This window comes from Alloalcanivorax venustensis (assembly GCF_047495515.1).
Lineage (GTDB): Bacteria > Pseudomonadota > Gammaproteobacteria > Pseudomonadales > Alcanivoracaceae > Alloalcanivorax > Alloalcanivorax venustensis.
On sequence record NZ_CP179934.1, the window covers coordinates 1905973 to 1922229 of the forward strand.

14 protein-coding genes and 1 tRNA gene are annotated in these 16257 nt (G+C 66.1%); 11 read left to right on the forward strand and 4 right to left on the reverse strand.

What is annotated here, in order from left to right:
* Positions 1–11 precede the first annotated feature (11 nt).
* From ACMG4O_RS09025 to galE, 7 genes are all read left to right on the forward strand, one after another.
* Positions 12–1112, forward strand: coding sequence for a glycosyl hydrolase family 8 (locus ACMG4O_RS09025; protein WP_414434862.1), 1101 nt, complete (start codon positions 12–14; stop codon positions 1110–1112).
* The gene (locus tag ACMG4O_RS09030) at positions 1102–2028 is read left to right on the forward strand and encodes a UTP--glucose-1-phosphate uridylyltransferase (protein ID WP_414433650.1); all 927 of its coding nucleotides are present in this window, start codon (positions 1102–1104) and stop codon (positions 2026–2028) included. Before ACMG4O_RS09025 ends, ACMG4O_RS09030 begins: the two co-directional genes overlap by 11 nt.
* A gap of 2 nt (positions 2029–2030) precedes the next feature.
* Complete coding sequence (locus ACMG4O_RS09035) at positions 2031–3311, forward strand: UDP-glucose dehydrogenase family protein (RefSeq protein ID WP_414433651.1); 1281 nt, start codon at positions 2031–2033, stop codon at positions 3309–3311.
* Between the two features lie 34 nt (positions 3312–3345).
* Positions 3346–4977 (forward strand): glucose-6-phosphate isomerase, encoded by a 1632-nt coding sequence (pgi, locus tag ACMG4O_RS09040; protein WP_414433652.1) that lies wholly within the window; start codon positions 3346–3348, stop codon positions 4975–4977.
* Between the two features lie 35 nt (positions 4978–5012).
* Positions 5013–6407 carry a phosphomannomutase/phosphoglucomutase gene (locus ACMG4O_RS09045; RefSeq protein ID WP_414433653.1) on the forward strand — a complete coding sequence of 465 codons (1395 nt, stop codon included), beginning with the start codon at positions 5013–5015 and terminating at the stop codon, positions 6405–6407.
* Between the two features lie 113 nt (positions 6408–6520).
* Positions 6521–7486, forward strand: coding sequence for a hypothetical protein (locus ACMG4O_RS09050; RefSeq protein ID WP_414433654.1), 966 nt, complete (start codon positions 6521–6523; stop codon positions 7484–7486).
* Between the two features lie 57 nt (positions 7487–7543).
* Complete coding sequence (gene galE / locus ACMG4O_RS09055) at positions 7544–8560, forward strand: UDP-glucose 4-epimerase GalE (RefSeq protein ID WP_414433655.1); 1017 nt, start codon at positions 7544–7546, stop codon at positions 8558–8560.
* 240 nt (positions 8561–8800) lie between these two features.
* Here galE and ACMG4O_RS09060 read toward each other — a convergent pair.
* Both ACMG4O_RS09060 and ACMG4O_RS09065 read right to left on the reverse strand, forming a co-directional pair.
* A tRNA-Asn gene (locus tag ACMG4O_RS09060) sits at positions 8801–8876 on the reverse strand.
* A gap of 68 nt (positions 8877–8944) precedes the next feature.
* Positions 8945–10135 (reverse strand): pyridoxal phosphate-dependent aminotransferase, encoded by a 1191-nt coding sequence (locus tag ACMG4O_RS09065; protein ID WP_142948450.1) that lies wholly within the window; start codon positions 10133–10135, stop codon positions 8945–8947.
* 86 nt (positions 10136–10221) lie between these two features.
* Between ACMG4O_RS09065 and uvrB the strand changes: the two genes are divergently transcribed.
* Positions 10222–12237 carry an excinuclease ABC subunit UvrB gene (uvrB, locus tag ACMG4O_RS09070; RefSeq protein ID WP_142948451.1) on the forward strand — a complete coding sequence of 672 codons (2016 nt, stop codon included), beginning with the start codon at positions 10222–10224 and terminating at the stop codon, positions 12235–12237.
* A 5-nt stretch (positions 12238–12242) separates the two neighbouring features.
* On the opposite strand, the gene ACMG4O_RS09075 is transcribed toward uvrB, so the two are convergent.
* Positions 12243–12569: a four-helix bundle copper-binding protein gene (locus tag ACMG4O_RS09075; protein ID WP_414433656.1), complete on the reverse strand. Its 327-nt coding sequence runs from the start codon at positions 12567–12569 to the stop codon at positions 12243–12245.
* A 188-nt stretch (positions 12570–12757) separates the two neighbouring features.
* On the opposite strand from ACMG4O_RS09075, the gene cysZ reads away from it, so the two are divergent.
* On the forward strand, positions 12758–13552 hold the full coding sequence (gene cysZ, locus ACMG4O_RS09080) for a sulfate transporter CysZ (protein ID WP_414433657.1): 795 nt from the start codon (positions 12758–12760) through the stop codon (positions 13550–13552).
* Between the two features lie 96 nt (positions 13553–13648).
* Here cysZ and dbpA read toward each other — a convergent pair whose 3' ends face one another.
* Positions 13649–15031 (reverse strand): ATP-dependent RNA helicase DbpA, encoded by a 1383-nt coding sequence (dbpA, locus tag ACMG4O_RS09085; RefSeq protein ID WP_414433658.1) that lies wholly within the window; start codon positions 15029–15031, stop codon positions 13649–13651.
* A 307-nt stretch (positions 15032–15338) separates the two neighbouring features.
* On the opposite strand from dbpA, the gene ACMG4O_RS09090 reads away from it, so the two are divergent.
* Both ACMG4O_RS09090 and ACMG4O_RS09095 read left to right on the forward strand, forming a co-directional pair.
* A complete protein-coding gene (locus ACMG4O_RS09090) occupies positions 15339–15740 on the forward strand; it encodes a hypothetical protein (RefSeq protein WP_414433659.1) in 402 nt (133 codons plus the stop codon).
* Positions 15741–15770: 30 nt separating this feature from the next.
* Positions 15771–16175 (forward strand): hypothetical protein, encoded by a 405-nt coding sequence (locus tag ACMG4O_RS09095; protein ID WP_414433660.1) that lies wholly within the window; start codon positions 15771–15773, stop codon positions 16173–16175.
* The last annotated feature ends 82 nt before the right edge of the window (positions 16176–16257 follow it).

Consider the following 16257-nt stretch of genomic DNA (forward strand, 5'->3'; position numbering starts at 1 on the left):
TGGATATGACGATGCACCTACGACCACGGAAGGTCGGACCCTTGGCGCGGCGCTGTTGGCCCGTGCTGCTGTGTCTGACGCTGTTCACCGGCCTGGCCGCCACGGCCGGGGCCGAAGAGCGCTACTCGATTTGGCGGGATTACGCCCAGCGTTTTATCACCGGGGAAGGCCGGGTGATGGATACCGGCAATAATAATTTCAGCCACACCGAGGGGCAGGGCTGGGCGATGCTGTTCGCCGAGGCGTTCGATGACCGGGCGCGTTTCGACGCGCTCTGGAACTGGACCCGCGAGCACCTGGATGTGCTCGACAGCGGCCTGCTGGCGTGGCGCTACGAGCCCGGCGAAACGCCGCCGGTGCAGGACCTGAACAACGCCAGCGACGGCGATCTGCTGATTGCCTGGGCGCTGCACCGCGCCGCCCGCAAGTGGCGGGCGCCGGAATACGAGCGGCAATCCCGGCGTTTGCGCGGCGCGATCGAGCGCCACCTGATCCGTGATTACGCCGGCTATTCGGTGCTGCTGCCGGCCCGGCGCGGCTTCGAGCATGACGGCTATGTGGTGCTCAACCTGTCCTACTGGGTGATGCCGGCGCTCCAGGAATTCGCCCTGGCGGAGCCGGACGGCCCCTGGCGGCGCTTGCTGCTCGACGGTGAGCGGCTGCTGCGCGCGGCCCGCTTCGGCGCCCACAAGCTGCCGCCGGACTGGTTGAGCCTGACCGAGGGCGGCGAGCTGCGGGTGGCCGACCAATGGCCGCCCCGCTTCGGTTTCGAAGCGGTTCGTGTGCCGCTGTACGCAGTTTGGGCCGGGCGCTCGGAACAAGCCGGGCTGGAGGCGGTCAGCGCTTACTGGCGCGGCGCGGCGGATGACCGGCCGCCGGCCTGGGTCAATCTGGTGGACGGCGACACCGCCGACTATCCGCTGTCCCGGGGCGGCATGGCGGTGCGCTCGCTGTTACTCGGGATGCCGGGTAAAATGCCCCAGCACATCCGCCCGGAGGATGATTACTACTCCGCGTCTTTATTGGTTCTGTCCTGGCTGGCGGCGTTCCTACCGGAACCGGCCGTCCCCCGGGCCCCCCTACAAGGAGGTAAGCGACCCCGTGATTCGTAAAGCGGTGATTCCCGTGGCCGGCTTCGGCACCCGCATGCTGCCGGCGTCCAAGTCGATCCCCAAAGAAATGCTGCCGGTGGTGGACCGGCCGGCCATCGCCTATGTGGTGGACGAAGCGGTGCGCGCGGGCATCACCGAAATCATTCTGGTCAGCCACGCCAGCAAGAGCGCGGTGGAGAACTATTTCGACGGCCATCCGGAGCTGGAAGCGCAGCTGGAAGCCAAGGGCAAGACCGGGCTGCTGGAGCAGGTGCGCCACCCGCTGCCGGACGGCGTGCAGGTGGTGAGCGTGCGCCAGGGGCCGCCGCTGGGTCTCGGCCACGCCGTGCATGCCGCCCACCAGCTGGTGGGGGATGAGCCGTTCGTGGTGATTCTGCCCGACGTGCTGGTGGACGCGCTGGACGACACCGACGACCTGACCGCCATGGTGCGCCGCTTCGAGGAGAGCGGCGCCGCCCAGATCATGGTGGAGGCGGTGCCCGACGACCGGGTCGACCAGTACGGCATCGCCGAGCTGGACGGCCCGTCGCCGGCGCCGGGGGCGAGCGCGCCGATGCGCGCGGTGGTGGAGAAGCCCAAGCCCGAGGACGCGCCCTCCAACCTGTCGGTGGTGGGCCGCTATGTGCTGCCCGCCGGCATCATGGGCCTGCTCGCCGACACCGCGCCGGGCGCCGGCGGCGAGATCCAGCTCACCGACGCCATCGCCGACCTGATCGCCCGCCAGCCGGTGGAAGCCTACGCCATGCGCGGCCGCACCTTCGACTGCGGCAGCAAGGCCGGCTACCTCCGGGCGATTCTCCACTACGCCGCCAAGGACCCGGCCCTCGCCGAAGTTCTGGCTGGAGCTGGCCTTGTGGGAGCGGGCCCAGCCCGCGAAAGGGAGCAAAGCGACCGGCAGGATCCCAGAGAGGCTTAACCATGCGAATCGATGTCTTCGGCGACACCCTCTGCGCCTCGGTGACCGCCGCCGCCTTGGCGCAGAGCGGCCATGAGGTGTGCTGGTTCATCCCCGAGGGCCGGGTGCTGGACGCGGTCAACGAGGACCGGGTGCCGTACCGCGAGCCGGGGCTCGGCGAGCTGCTCGGTGAGCAGCGTGCCGCCGGGCGGCTGCGCTGCGAGCCGATGACGCTGAACGGCGCGCCGGCGGCGCCGGCGGTGTTCCTGGCGCTGCAGCCCGGCGCCCAGGCGCTGGCCGGGGAGATCGCCGACTGGCTGGCCGGCTCCGGCGCCTGCGGCCTGCTGGTCAACCAGAGCGTGTTCCCGGTGGGCACCAGCGAGGCCCTGCAGGGACGGCTCGCCGAGGCGCGCAGCCCGGCGCGGGTGGTGGCGCTGCCGGAGACCCTGCAGGAAGGCGTGGCCATCGACAGCTTCCTGCGCCCGCACCATATCCTGCTGGGCTGCGACGACCCCCAGGCGGAAACCCTGATGCGCGAGATCCTGCGCCCGTTCAACCGGCGCCGCGATGTGATCCGCGTGATGGGCCTGCGCGAAGCGGAATTCACCAAGCTGGCGATCAGTGGCATGCTCGCCACCCGGCTCAGCTATATGAACGACATGGCGCTGCTGGCGGAGCAGCTCGACGTGGACATCGACACGGTGCGCCAGGGCGTCGGTTCCGACCCGCGCATCGGCGAAGCCTATCTGTACGCGGGCTGCGGTTTCGGCGGCTCCGGTTTCAGCCGCGACGTGATGAGCCTCACCGACACCCTGCGCAGCAAGGAAGTGAGCGCCAAGCTGCTGGAACAGGTGATGGAGATCAACGAGCGCCAGAAGGAGGTGCTGTTCCGGCGCTTCTGGCGCCACTTCGAAGGCGAAGTGGCCGGGCGCCGGGTGGCGATCTGGGGCGCCGCCTTCAAGCCCGGCTCCGACCGGGTGGACAACGGCCCGGCGCTGAAGCTGATCGAGGCGCTGTGGGCCCAGGACGTGCAGGTGCACGTGCACGACCCGCTGGCGCTGCCGGAACTGGAGGCCTGGGCCGGTGGCCACCCGGATCTGATTCTGCACGACGACCCCTATCAGGCGGCGGCGGAGGCGGACGCGCTGATGCTGGTGACCGAGTGGAAACAGTACTGGAGCCCGGACTGGTCGCGTCTGCGCGACAGCATGGGCACGCCGCTGATCCTGGATGGGCGTAATATTTACGACCCCGACTATGTGCGCGGCCAGGGTCTGCTGTATCACGGCATCGGCCGGGGCTGACCCGCCGCCGAGCGAGACGAAGAGGAAAGACAGGATGTTGCCCGACCACTTCAGCGCCGCGGAGCGGCCGGTGCGCCAGGCCCTGGCGGACCACGCCGGCAAGGCGCGCCACTGGCACCTGGCGGATCTGTTCGCCGACGACGCCGGGCGTTTCGAGACGCTCAGCCGGGAGTGCTGCGGCCTGCTGGTGGACTACAGCAAGCAGCGCCTGACCGGCGAGACCCTGGACCTGCTGCGGGACCTGGCCCGGGCCCGCGACCTGGAGGGCTGGATCCGCGCCCTGTTGCAGGGCAGCGACGTGAACTGGACCGAGGCGCGCCCGGCGCTGCACTGGCGCCTGCGCGAGCAGGCCGCCGCCGCCCCGGAGGTGCACGACCAGCTGGCGCGCATGGGCGAGATCGTCGACCAGGTTCTGCGCGGCCAGTGGCGCGGCTGCCACGGCGACGCCATCACCGACGTGGTCAACGTGGGCGTGGGCGGCTCGGACCTGGGGCCGCTGATGGCGTCCTACGCGCTGGGGGATTTCCGCCCGGAGCACGGCCGCCGGCCCAACCTGCACTTCGTGTCGTCCATGGACGGCAGCCAGATCGCGCCGCTGCTCAATGATCTCAACCCGGCCACCACGCTGGTGGTGGTGTCGTCGAAATCCTTCACCACCCTGGATACCCTGGCCAACGCGGAGACCGCCCGCGCCTGGCTGGAACGGGCCTTCCCCGACCAGCAGCGGGCGCTGATGCGCTGCCATTTCGTGGGCGTGTCCGCCAACCCGGAAAAAATGAGCGAGTGGGGCATCCACCCCTGCAACCAGCTGCTGTTCTGGGAATGGGTGGGTGGCCGCTTCTCTCTGTGGTCGGCGATCGGCCTGCCGATCGCGCTGACCGTGGGCATGCAGGGTTTCCACGAGCTGCTGGAAGGCGCCCGGGAGATGGACCGGCACTTCCGCGAGGCACCGCTGGCGGACAACCTGCCGGTGATTCTCGGCCTGGTGGACGTCTGGAACATTAACTTCCTGGACATCACCGCCCGGGCGGTGCTGCCCTACGACGGCCGGCTCAAGCATTTTCCGTCCTACCTTGAACAGCTGGAGATGGAATCCAACGGCAAGTCGGTGACCCGCGACGGCACGCCGGTGGATTACCACACCTGCCCGGTGATCTGGGGCGAGGTGGGCTCCAATGCCCAGCATGCGTTCTATCAGCTGCTGCACCAGGGCACCCAGCCGGTGGCCTGTGACTTTATCGTCGCCGGGCGCTATGTGCCGCCCCACGGCGATGCCGAAGGCGGCGAGCACCAGCGGCTGGCGCGCCAGCACCGGCTGACCCTGGCCAACTGCCTGGCCCAGTCGCGGCTGCTGGCGCTGGGCGGCCGGGCGCTGCCCGACGACCAGCACGACCAGCCCGCCTTCAAGCAGTACCGGGGCAACCAGCCCAGCACCACCCTGATGCTGGACGAGTTGTCGCCGCGCCGGCTGGGCAGCCTGGTGGCGCTCTACGAGCACAAGGTGTTCGTGGAATCGGTGCTGTGGGGCATTAACCCGTTCGACCAGTGGGGCGTGGAGATGGGCAAGGTGATCGCCCGCGACATGGTGCCGGTGCTGGAAACCGGCGACGGCCTGGACGGGCTGGACGCCTCCACCCGGGGCCTGGTGCGCCGCGCCCGCTCCTGACTTTTTACGTCAACGTTTTCGGTAAAGGACACAGCATGGCTTCCGACTTTTCCGCTTCCGAACTTTCCGACTCCCTGTTCCGCGCCTACGACATCCGCGGCATCTACGAGGATACCCTGACCCTGGAGGCGGCGCGTCTGATCGGCCGCGCCATCGGTTCGGAAGTGCGTCGCCAGGGCGGCGACACCCTGGCGCTGGCCCGCGACGGCCGCCTGTCCGGCCCGGCCCTGCTGGACGCCCTGGCGGAAGGCGTGCAGGCCTGCGGCTGCGCGGTGGTGGACCTGGGCATGGTGCCCACGCCGGTGCTCTATTTCGCCACCTGGCACTACCCGGGGGTCAATTCCGGGGTGATGGTCACCGGCAGCCACAACCCGCCGGACTACAACGGCTTCAAGATCGTGATCAACGGCACCACCCTGTCCGGCGACGCCATCCAGGCGCTCAAGCAGCGCATCCACGACCGGGATTTCAGCGACGCCGACAGCCCCGCCGGCCGTGAGACGCGCGACGTGCTGCCGGCCTACCTGGAGGCGCTGCTGGCGCGCCACCGCGCGCCGCGCCCGCTCAAGGTGGTGGTGGACTGCGGCAACGGCGTGTCCGGCGTGATCGCGCCGCGCGCGCTGCGCGAGATCGGCTATGACGTGGTGCCGCTGTTCGACGAGGTGGACGGCACCTTCCCCAACCACCACCCGGACCCGGGCGACCCGGAGAACCTGCGCGACCTGATGCGCGTGGTGGCGCAGGAGCGCGCCGACCTGGGCCTGGCCTTCGACGGTGACGGCGACCGGCTGGGCGTGGTGCTGCCCAACGGCACGGTGATCTACCCGGACATTCTGCTGATGGCGCTGGCCGAGGATATGGTGGCCCGCCATCCCGGCGCCAAGGTGATCTTCGACGTGAAGTGCACCGGCGCCCTGTTCGAGGTGATCCGCGCCGCCGGCGGCGAGCCGGAAATGTGGCGCACCGGCCACTCGCTGATCAAGGCGCGCATGAAGGAGACCGGCGCGCTGCTGGCCGGTGAGATGAGCGGCCATATCTTCTTCGGCGAGAACTGGTACGGCTTCGACGACGGCCTGCTGGCGGCGGTGCGGCTGCTGGACGTGCTGGGCCGCCAGGAGCAGGGCGCCCAGGCGTTTTTTGAGCGCTTCCCGGCGCTGTGCACCACCCCGGAAATCCCCATCGAGGTCACCGAGGAGAATAAATTCCGCATCGTCGAGTACCTGCAGAACCAGGTGGAGTGGGGCGAGGGCGCGCGCACCGTGCTGGACGGCATCCGCATGGACTACGAGGACGGCTGGGGCCTGTGCCGGGCGTCCAACACCTCGCCCAAGCTGGTGACCCGCTACGAGGCCCGCGACGAGCGTGCGCTGGACGCCATCCGCGCCCGCTTTGAGGCGGCCATCCGCGAGGCCATCGACGCCGTCGGCTGATAGCCACCGGTCGTCGGGGAAATTGCAAAATCGAACCGGTTTGCGGTGCGGTTCCCGTTCTTTAGCGGCGGGAATTGGACAATGGGTCTCCGCCATCGCGAAAGGATTCGATTATGAGCATTGCGGTTTTCGAGGCCGTACCGGACGACGTTCCCCATGACGTGCCGGACCAGGTGTTCCGCCGCCGCGACGTGCGCGGCCGCTACGGTGACACCCTGACCCTGGACGGCGCCCGCCTGATCGGGCGCGCCCTGAGCGCCCAGGCACGGGCGGAGGGCACCCAGCGGGTGCTGCTGGGCCGCGACGGGCGGCTGTCGTCGCCGGCGCTGGCCGAGGCGGTGACCGAGGGCCTGCGCGCCGGCGGCTGTGATGTGATCGACCTGGGCCTGGTGCCCACGCCGGTGCTCTATTTCGCCACCCACCATTATGACGATGCGCACGCCGGGGTGATGGTCACCGGCAGCCACCATCCCGCGGACTTTAACGGCTTCAAGTTCGTGCTCGGCGGCGCCGCCGTGGGTGGCGCCGGGCTGGCGACGCTGCGTGAGCGCGTGCGCGCGCGCCGTTTCAGCGAGGGCGCCGGCGGCTATGAGCAGCGGGACGTGCTGCCCGTTTACTTGAACGCCATGCAGCGCCGCCACGAACTGAGCCGGCCGATGAAGGTGGTGGTGGACTGCGGCAACGGCGCCGCCGCCGTGGCCGCCCCGGAAGCGCTGATGCTGATGGGCTGCGACGTGGTGCCGCTGTTCCTGGACGTGGACGGGCGCTTTCCCAACCACGCGCCGGACCCGGCGGACCCGGACACCCTGCACGACCTGCGGGTGACGGTGCGCGACGTCAACGCCGACCTGGGCCTGGCGTTCGACGGCGACGGCGACCGGCTGGGCGTGGTGCTGCCCGACGGCGAGCTGGTCTACCCGGACCTGCTGCTCAAGGCCGGCGGCGCCGGCAGCCCGTTGTTCTTCGGCGAGGAGTGCTACGGCTTCGGCGACGCCACCCTGGCCGCCGCCCGCCTGCTCGGCCTGCTCAGCCGCCACCCCGGCCCCGCCGCCGACTTCTTCGCCCACGCGGACTTGTAGCGCTTGCCACCAATCCGCCTACAATAGCCCCACATTTGACGGCGGAAAGGACACGCAATGGATACGGTTCTGGTTACCGGCGGCGCCGGTTACATCGGCTCGCACACGGTACTGTTGTTGCTGGAAGCGGGGCGCCGGGTGCTGGTGCTCGACAACCTCAGCAACAGCAGCCGCGAAGCCCTGGAGCGGGTGGCGGCGATCACCGGCAAGCGGGCCGAATTCGTGGAAGGGGACATTCGCGACACGGCGCTGCTGGACCGGCTGTTCCAGGAGCATGAGATCGGCTCGGTGATCCATTTCGCCGGGCTCAAAGCAGTCGGCGAATCCGTGGCCCAGCCGCTGCGCTACTACGACTGCAACGTGACCGGCTCGCTGCGGCTGCTGGAAGCCATGGACCGGGCCGGGGTGCGCAATCTGGTGTTCAGCTCCTCGGCGACGGTGTACGGCGACCCGGCCTCGGTGCCGATCCGCGAGGACTTTCCGCTCAGCGCCACCAATCCCTATGGCGCCACCAAGCTGCACATCGAGGACATGCTGCGCGACCTGCACCGCGCCGACCCGCGCTGGTCGGTGGCGCTGCTGCGCTATTTCAACCCGGTGGGCGCCCACGAAAGCGGCCGCATCGGCGAAGACCCCAACGGCGAGCCCAACAACCTGATGCCCTACGTGGCGCAGGTGGCGGTGGGCAAGCGCGAACAGCTGAGGGTGTTCGGCGACGACTACGACACCCCGGACGGTACCGGGGTGCGCGATTACATCCACGTCATGGATCTGGCGGAGGGCCACCTGGCGGCGCTGGACGCCCTGGCCCGGGACGGCGGCCTGATCACAACCAACCTGGGCACCGGGCGCGGTTACAGCGTGCTGGAAATGGTGCGCGCCTTCGCCGCCGCCTCCGGCCGGGAAGTGCGCTACCAGATCGCCGAGCGGCGGCCCGGCGACGTGGCGTCCTGCTACGCCGACCCGGCCCACGCCAAAACGGTGCTGGGCTGGGAGGCGAAGCGCGGCATCGACACCATGTGCGCCGACCACTGGCGCTGGCAGAGCGAGAACCCCAACGGCTACCGCGGCTGACTTGTGTGAGCGAGCTTATGGGAGCGGGCCTTTGTGGGAGCGGGCCTCGCCCGCGAAAGGGAGCGAAGCTCCCGGCAGGATTCCAGAGCGCGCTCTAACGGGAGCATGATCAGCGTTTCTGGGATCCTGCCGGGTGGCTATTGCCACCCTTTCGCGGGCGGGGCCCGCTCCTACGGACTTTTAACACCCGGGAGCCAAATAAAAAGGCCCCGGTGTCTGGGACACCGGGGCCTTTTTATTTGGCTCCGCCTGCTGGGCTCGAACCAGCGACATGCTGATTAACAGTCAGCTGCTCTACCAACTGAGCTAAGGCGGAATAACTTAAGGCGCGTATCTTAGTGTCGGTCCCGGGGGGCGTCAACCTCCCCGGGGCCTGTTTGCTGCTTATTTGCTCAGTGCTTTCTCGATACGGCTGATCGCTTCCACCAGCGTGTCCATGCCCACCGCGAAGGACAGGCGCAGGCAGCCCGGGGCGCCGAAGGCGGAACCGGGTACCAGGGCCACTTCGGCGGTTTCCAGCAGCTGGGCGGCCAGGTCGGTGCAGCTTTCCACGCCGTCCATGTCGGCGATGGCGCCGGAGAAGTCCGGGAAGGCGTAGAAGGTGCCGTCACCGGGGGCGCAGGTGACCCCGGGCAGCTTGTTGAGGGCGTCCACCACATAGTCGTGGCGTTCCTTGAACGCTTTGACCATGTCCTTGACGCACTGCTGGTCGCCGGACAGCGCCGCTTCGGCGGCGGCCTGGCTGATCGAGGCCGGGTTGGAGGTGCTCTGGCTCTGCACCTTCTTCATGGCGGCGATCAGCTTCTGCGGGCCGCCGGCGTAGCCGATCCGCCAGCCGGTCATGGAGTAGGCCTTGGAAACGCCGTTCATCACCACGGTGCGGTCGTACAGCTCCGGGCAGGCGTTGACGATGTTCACGAACGGCTGGCCGGTCCACAGGATGTGCTCGTACATGTCGTCGGTGGCGATGACGATGTCCGGGTGCTTCTTCAGCACCTCGCCCAGGGCGGCCAGTTCCTCTTTGGAGTAGGCCATGCCCGACGGGTTGGAGGGGCTGTTGATCACGAACAGGCGGGTTTTCGGCGTGATCGCCTGTTCCAGCTGCTGCGGGGTGATCTTGAAGCGGCTGTCCAGGTCGGTTTCCAGGATCACCGGGACGCCGCCGGCCACTTTGACCATGTCCGGGTAGCTGACCCAGTAGGGCGCCGGGATGATCGCTTCGTCACCGTCGTTGAGCAGCGCCAGGGCCATGTTGAAGAAGCTCTGCTTGCCGCCGCTGGAGACCAGGATCTGGCCGGCTTCGTAGTCCAGGCCGTTTTCACGCTTGAACTTGTCGATCACGGCCTTTTTGAGACCGGGAGTGCCGTCCACCGGGGTATACTTGGTTTTACCGGCGTTGATCGCCTCAATGGCGGCCTGTTTGATATGATCCGGCGTATCGAAGTCCGGCTCGCCCGCACCCAATCCAATGATGTCCTTACCCTGGGCCCGTAATTCCGCTGCTTTGGAAGTAATCGCCAGAGTGGGGGAAGGTTTGATGCGTTGTACGCGGTCGGAGAGGTTGATATCGGACATGCACTCCTCATTTCTCTAATGAGTTCGGGCCGCGCCGGCGGCGCGGGTAGGGGAGGCCAATACTAACGCATTCGGGACCAGGAATCATGTCAGACACCGCGTTCAAACTGCATTCCGACTACCAGCCGGCCGGCGACCAGCCGACCGCCATCGCCGGCCTGATCGAGGGTATCGGCGACGGTCTGGGCCACCAGACCCTGCTCGGGGTGACCGGGTCCGGCAAGACCTTCACCATGGCCAACGTGATCCAGGCGATCCAGCGGCCCACCATTATCCTGGCGCCCAACAAGACCCTGGCGGCCCAGCTGTATGGTGAGTTCAAGGAGTTCTTCCCGGAGAATGCGGTGGAGTACTTCGTCTCCTATTACGACTACTACCAGCCGGAAGCCTACGTGCCCAGCTCGGACACCTTCATCGAGAAGGACGCCTCGGTGAACGAGCACATCGAGCAGATGCGGCTGTCCGCCACCAAGGCGATTCTGGAACGCCGCGACACCATCATCGTGGCCACGGTGTCGGCGATTTACGGCCTCGGCGACCCGGCCAGCTACCACGCCATGGTGCTGCACCTGGTGCGCGGCGACCACATCGACCAGCGCGACCTGCTGCGCCGGCTGGCGGAGCTGCAGTACACCCGCAACGAGATGGATTTCCGCCGCGCCACCTACCGGGTGCGCGGCGACGTGATCGACATCTTCCCCGCCGAGGAAGAGAAAGAGGCGGTGCGCATCGAGCTGTTCGACGACGAAATCGAGGACATCAGCATCTTCGACCCGCTCACCGGCGAGGTGATCAAGCGGGTGGGGCGCATCACCATCTACCCGAAGAGCCATTACGTGACGCCCCGGGACACGGTGCTGGCGGCCATTGAGATGATCAAGGTGGAGCTGGAGGAGCGCCTCAAGCAGCTCAAGGACAACAACAAGCTGGTCGAGGCGCAGCGGCTGGAGCAGCGCACCCGCTTCGACATCGAGATGCTGCAGGAACTGGGCTACTGCAACGGCGTGGAGAACTATTCCCGGCTGTTTTCCGGGCGTCAGCCCGGCGAGGCGCCGCCCACCCTGTTCGATTACCTGCCCGACGACGCCCTGCTGATCGTGGACGAGTCCCACGTGACCATTCCGCAGCTGGGCGGCATGTACAAGGGCGATCGCTCGCGCAAGGAAACCCTGGTGGAGTTCGGCTTCCGGCTGCCTTCGGCGATGGACAACCGGCCGCTGAAGTTCGATGAATGGGAACGGCTGGCGCCGCAGATGGTGTTCGTGTCCGCCACGCCGGGCCCCTATGAGGAGGCGCACGCCGGCCAGGTGGTGGAGCAGGTGGTGCGGCCCACCGGCCTGATCGACCCGGCCCTGGAAGTGCGCCCCGCCGGCAGCCAGGTGGACGACCTGCTCGGCGAAGTGCGCGAATGCGTGGAAAAAGGCGAGCGGGTGCTGGTCACCACCCTGACCAAGCGGATGGCCGAGGACCTTACCGAGTACCTCAATGAGAACGGCGTCAAGGTGCGTTACCTGCACTCGGACATCGACACCGTGGAGCGGGTGGAGATCATCCGCGACCTGCGGCTGGGCAAGTTCGACGTGCTGGTGGGCATCAACCTGCTGCGCGAGGGCCTGGATATGCCCGAGGTGGCGCTGGTGGCGATCCTGGACGCCGACAAGGAGGGCTTCCTGCGCTCCGACCGCGCCCTGATTCAGACCATCGGCCGCGCCGCGCGGAACCTCAACGGCCGGGCGATTCTCTACGGCGACAAGATCACCGGCTCCATGCGCCGCGCCATCGACGAGACCGAGCGCCGCCGCGAGAAGCAGGTGCAGCACAACAAGGAGCAGGGCATCACGCCCCAGGGCCTGAAGAAGATGGTCCGCGACATCATGGACGACGCCTACACCACCGGCGCCGGCCAGCCGGAGCGCAAGCGCACCCGCAAGGTGGCCGAGGACAAGGCCCCCTATGTGGCCCGCTCACCGGCGCAGGTGGCCAAGGACATCGAGAAGCTGGAAGCGGAGATGATGAAGCACGCCAAGAACCTGGAGTTCGAGCAGGCCGCGGCGGTCCGCGACCAGATTCACAAGCTCCGCGAAGAAGGCTTCATGCGCTAGCGGCGTTACGCGGCCATCTTGCGGCATTCACGGACGCAGTCCATGCAAGCGTCGGCGCACTGACGGCAATGGTCGTGGTCATGCTTGCCGCATTCCTCGCCGCAGGCCTGGCAAACCTCCGCGCACAGGGAACAGAGCTGGGCGGCGAATTCGCTGCCCTGGGCCATGTACTGGGCGGCCAGCCGGCAGATAGCGGCGCATTGCATGTCCAGGCGGATGCACTCCGCCATCATCTTGGTGTTCTCTTCCTGCAGGCAGGACGCGGCGCAGAAATCGCAGTAGGCGGCGCAGCGGTTGCAGGCTTCGATGCAGTCAGCGTGGTTGATCGCCATGATTCTCTCCTTGAATGACGTACGGGGATGAGCTGAAACGCCCCTTCGACGCTAGTCCTGTGCGTCGGCGTCAACAAGCCGTGAAGTGCCAGGATCGGCTACCGCCGGGTAAAAGATTGTGGAATTGAGCGGCGCGGTGGCGATGCTACACTCCCTGCTTTACCCGACAGCCGACTCAAGAGGTCTCCGTGTCCCAAGTCACCGCCGCCCTCGATTACCTGAAACAGGGCCTGTCCCTGGCGAAAAGCCCGGGCCTGCGCCCCTACGTGATCATCCCGATGGTCTTCAATGTGCTGGTGTTCGGCGGGCTCTACTATTTCTTCGGCCAGTGGATCGGCGGCTGGGTGGCCGGCCTGGCCGCCGGCTGGGAATTCGGCGGCGCCTGGAGTTTCCTGAACCCGGCGGTGGACTTCCTGGTGGGCGCCGCCGTGGTGTTGGTGTGGGTCGTGCTGCTGGGGCTGTTCGCCAGTGTGTTCACCCTGGGCGTGCAGCTGATCGCCGCGCCGTTCATGGGCTTCCTGGCGGAGAAGGTGGATATCCGCGCCACCGGCCGGCCGATGCCGGAGGAATCCATCCCGGCGATGACCGTGCGGGTGTTCAAGCGGGAGCTGCGCAAAACCTGGTACTGGCTGTGGCGGGCGGTGCTGATTCTGTTCGTGGTGCTGGTGATCTACTTCATCCCGGTGGTCAACGTGCTGGCGTCCACGGTCTGGTTCCTGTGGTCCGGCTGGTTGCTGGGGATGCAGTACATCGACTTCGCCGCCGACAACCGCCAGGTGCCGTTCACGGTGATGCTGGAGCGGCTCAAGAGCAAACGCTGGATGGTGCTCACCTTCGGCTCGGTGGTGCTGGGTTTGACCATGCTGCCGCTGGTGAATCTGGTGATCATGCCGGTGGCGGTGATCGCCGGCACCCTGATCTGGGTGCACGAGCTGGCCGAACCCGGTGGGAGCGGGCCCAGCCCGCGAAAGGGTGGCTTCTAGCCACCCGGCGGGATACCAGCGGCCTTATTCTATTCTTGTTGCTCTCTGGGATCCTGCCGGCCGGCATTGCCGGCCTTTCGCGGGCAAGGCCCGCTCCTACAAGGCGCGTACCCTTAGTGAGCGGCCCTTGATCTTGCCTTGGCTGAGGCGCTGCAGGGCTTTATCGGCAATCGCGCGCTCCACCGCCACATAGGCCTGATTATCAAACAGGGTGATTTTGCCCACCTGTGAGCCAGGCAGCCCGGCGTCGCCGGTGAGGGCGCCGAGAATATCGCCCGGCCGCAGCTTCTGCTTGCGGCCCGCGCCGATGCACAGGGTCGCCATGGGCGCCTGCAACGGGCCACGGTCCACATGGGGCCGCACCTCGTCCAGCGGCCGCCACTGAATCGCGCCTTTCTGCTGATCCTCGATGGCCAGCGCGCGGCGCATTTCCTTGGGCGCCACCAGGCTCACCGCCAGGCCCTTTTCACCGGCCCGCCCGGTACGCCCGATGCGGTGGATATGGGTTTCCGGGTCACGGCCCAATTCCACATTGATCACCAGATCCAGCGAGGCGATATCCAGCCCGCGTGCCGCCACGTCCGTGGCCACCAGCACCGACAGGCTGCGGTTGGCGAACATGCCCAGCACCTGATCCCGATCGCGCTGGTCCAGGTCGCCGTTCAGCGCCATCGCCGAGACGCCCTTGGCGGCAAGATGATCCGCCACCTCCTGGCACTGCTGCTTGGTAAAGCAGAACGCCACGCAGGACGTGGGGCGCAGGCTGTAGAGCAGCCGCGTCACCGCCTCCAGCCGGGTCTCCGGCGTCACCTCGTAGAAGCGCTGCTCGATCTGCCGGTCGTCGTGCTGGGTGGCCACCTCGATCCGCGCCGGGTCGCGCAAGAAACGCCCCGCCAACGCCTCGATGCCGGCCGGGTAGGTGGCCGAGAACAGCAGCGTCTGCCGACGCGCCGGCGTTTGCCCGATGATCTCCGCGATGCTGTCCACGAAGCCCATGTCCAGCATGCGGTCCGCCTCGTCCAGCACCAGCGTGTTCAGCCCGTCCAGCGACAGCGTGCCCTTGCTCAAATGCTTCTGCACCCGCCCCGGCGTGCCCACGATCACCTGGGCGCCGTGCTCCAGCGAGCCAATCTGCGGCCCCATCGGCACCCCGCCGCACAGCGTCAGCACCTTGATGTTGTCCGACCCCCGCGCCAGCCGGCGCAGGTCCTTGGCCACCTGATCCGCCAGCTCGCGGGTTGGGCAGAGCACCAGTGCCTGGCAGCCGAAAAAGCGCGGGTTCAACGGGTGCAGCAAGCCCAGCCCGAAGGCCGCCGTCTTGCCGGAGCCGGTCTTGGCCTGGGCGATCACATCCCGCCCCTGCAGGATCAACGGCAGGCTCTGCGCCTGGATCGGCGTCATCTCGGCAAACCCCAGCGACGCCAGCGTCGCCAGAGTCGGCGCGGAAAGGGGGAGGGAAGCGAAGTCGGTATCGGTCACGGGTGGGCCTGCTATATGAAGGGGCCGGCAGTGTAGCACTCGGTCTGGAGCGCGGGCGACAGAGGGTTTGGGCGGGGAAATGAACTGACCAGCCGGTCGTCGCGGAATTCATGCCGGTGGTCCGTACGCCCAGATACGGAGGTAAATTTTTTGTGAACGTAAGTTATTGAAATAAAAAAACTAACCGCCACCGCTGTAAGAAAATGCTTACACCGGCGTGAAATGGCGTAAGAAAATGCCTTTGTACCGATAACTCGGGGTCTGATAAAAAACAAAAAAGGGAATTACTCGAAAAGAGGAACTAACAATGCGGTTGGGGTTTGTAGGGGTTTCATTACTCTTATTTCTTTCTTCTTCTTATGTTCATGCTGCGCGCGACTGGGCATTTCAGGACGTCTATGTCGATGACGTCCTCGTTTACAGTATGAGCGGCTATAACGTGGTCACCGTGAAGATGAAAGACGTCGGTCAGATAAATACCGGGTGCGCCCAGACAGATCAGCATCATATTGTATCTTATTGGACCACGGGCGGGCTTGGTTCCAACGTGCAAACATGGGTCTCCTTACTGCTGTCAGCGCAAGCGCAGAAGTTTCCGGTCAATCTTTTGGTTGAGATGAATACCTGCAGCACCGGCGCCGAATGGGACGCCTTCGGCAGTCCGGAGGGGCTTGGTTTGAAGCTGTTCGGGGTCAGGGTAATTAAATAGCTCTAAGGAATAGATAAGGCAGGGATGAATATGTATACAAAAATCATTTTGGCTACGCTGGCCCTAATTTTTTCTGCCGAAGCCGTTGCGGGGCGGATATGGCTCGAGAACAGTGTAAAAGTGGATGAGGTCCTGGTCTATCACAATAGTGGTTATAATATAATAACAGTAAAGGTGTCACCTTCAGAGCCACTTGAAACCGGATGTGTCCCCACGGATACCCATGACATTTTTAGTTACTGGACCCAAGGCGGTCTTAGCGGTGCGACACAAAGCTGGGTTTCACTTTTACTGTCTGCACAAGCTCAAGATTTAGACGTCAATCTGCTTGCGGACACTGCGAATTGTAACACTTCTACTACATGGACTGCGTTTGGTAATCCGCTTGGTCTGGGTGTTGCTTTTTATGGCGCCAGAATAGCGCCGCAAAATTAATAATTAAGCATGGTCGAAAATACTATTGGGCTGTGTGTTGATCCTCACTTTTATAGAAACTGGGGAAAAAAGGGATATAAGC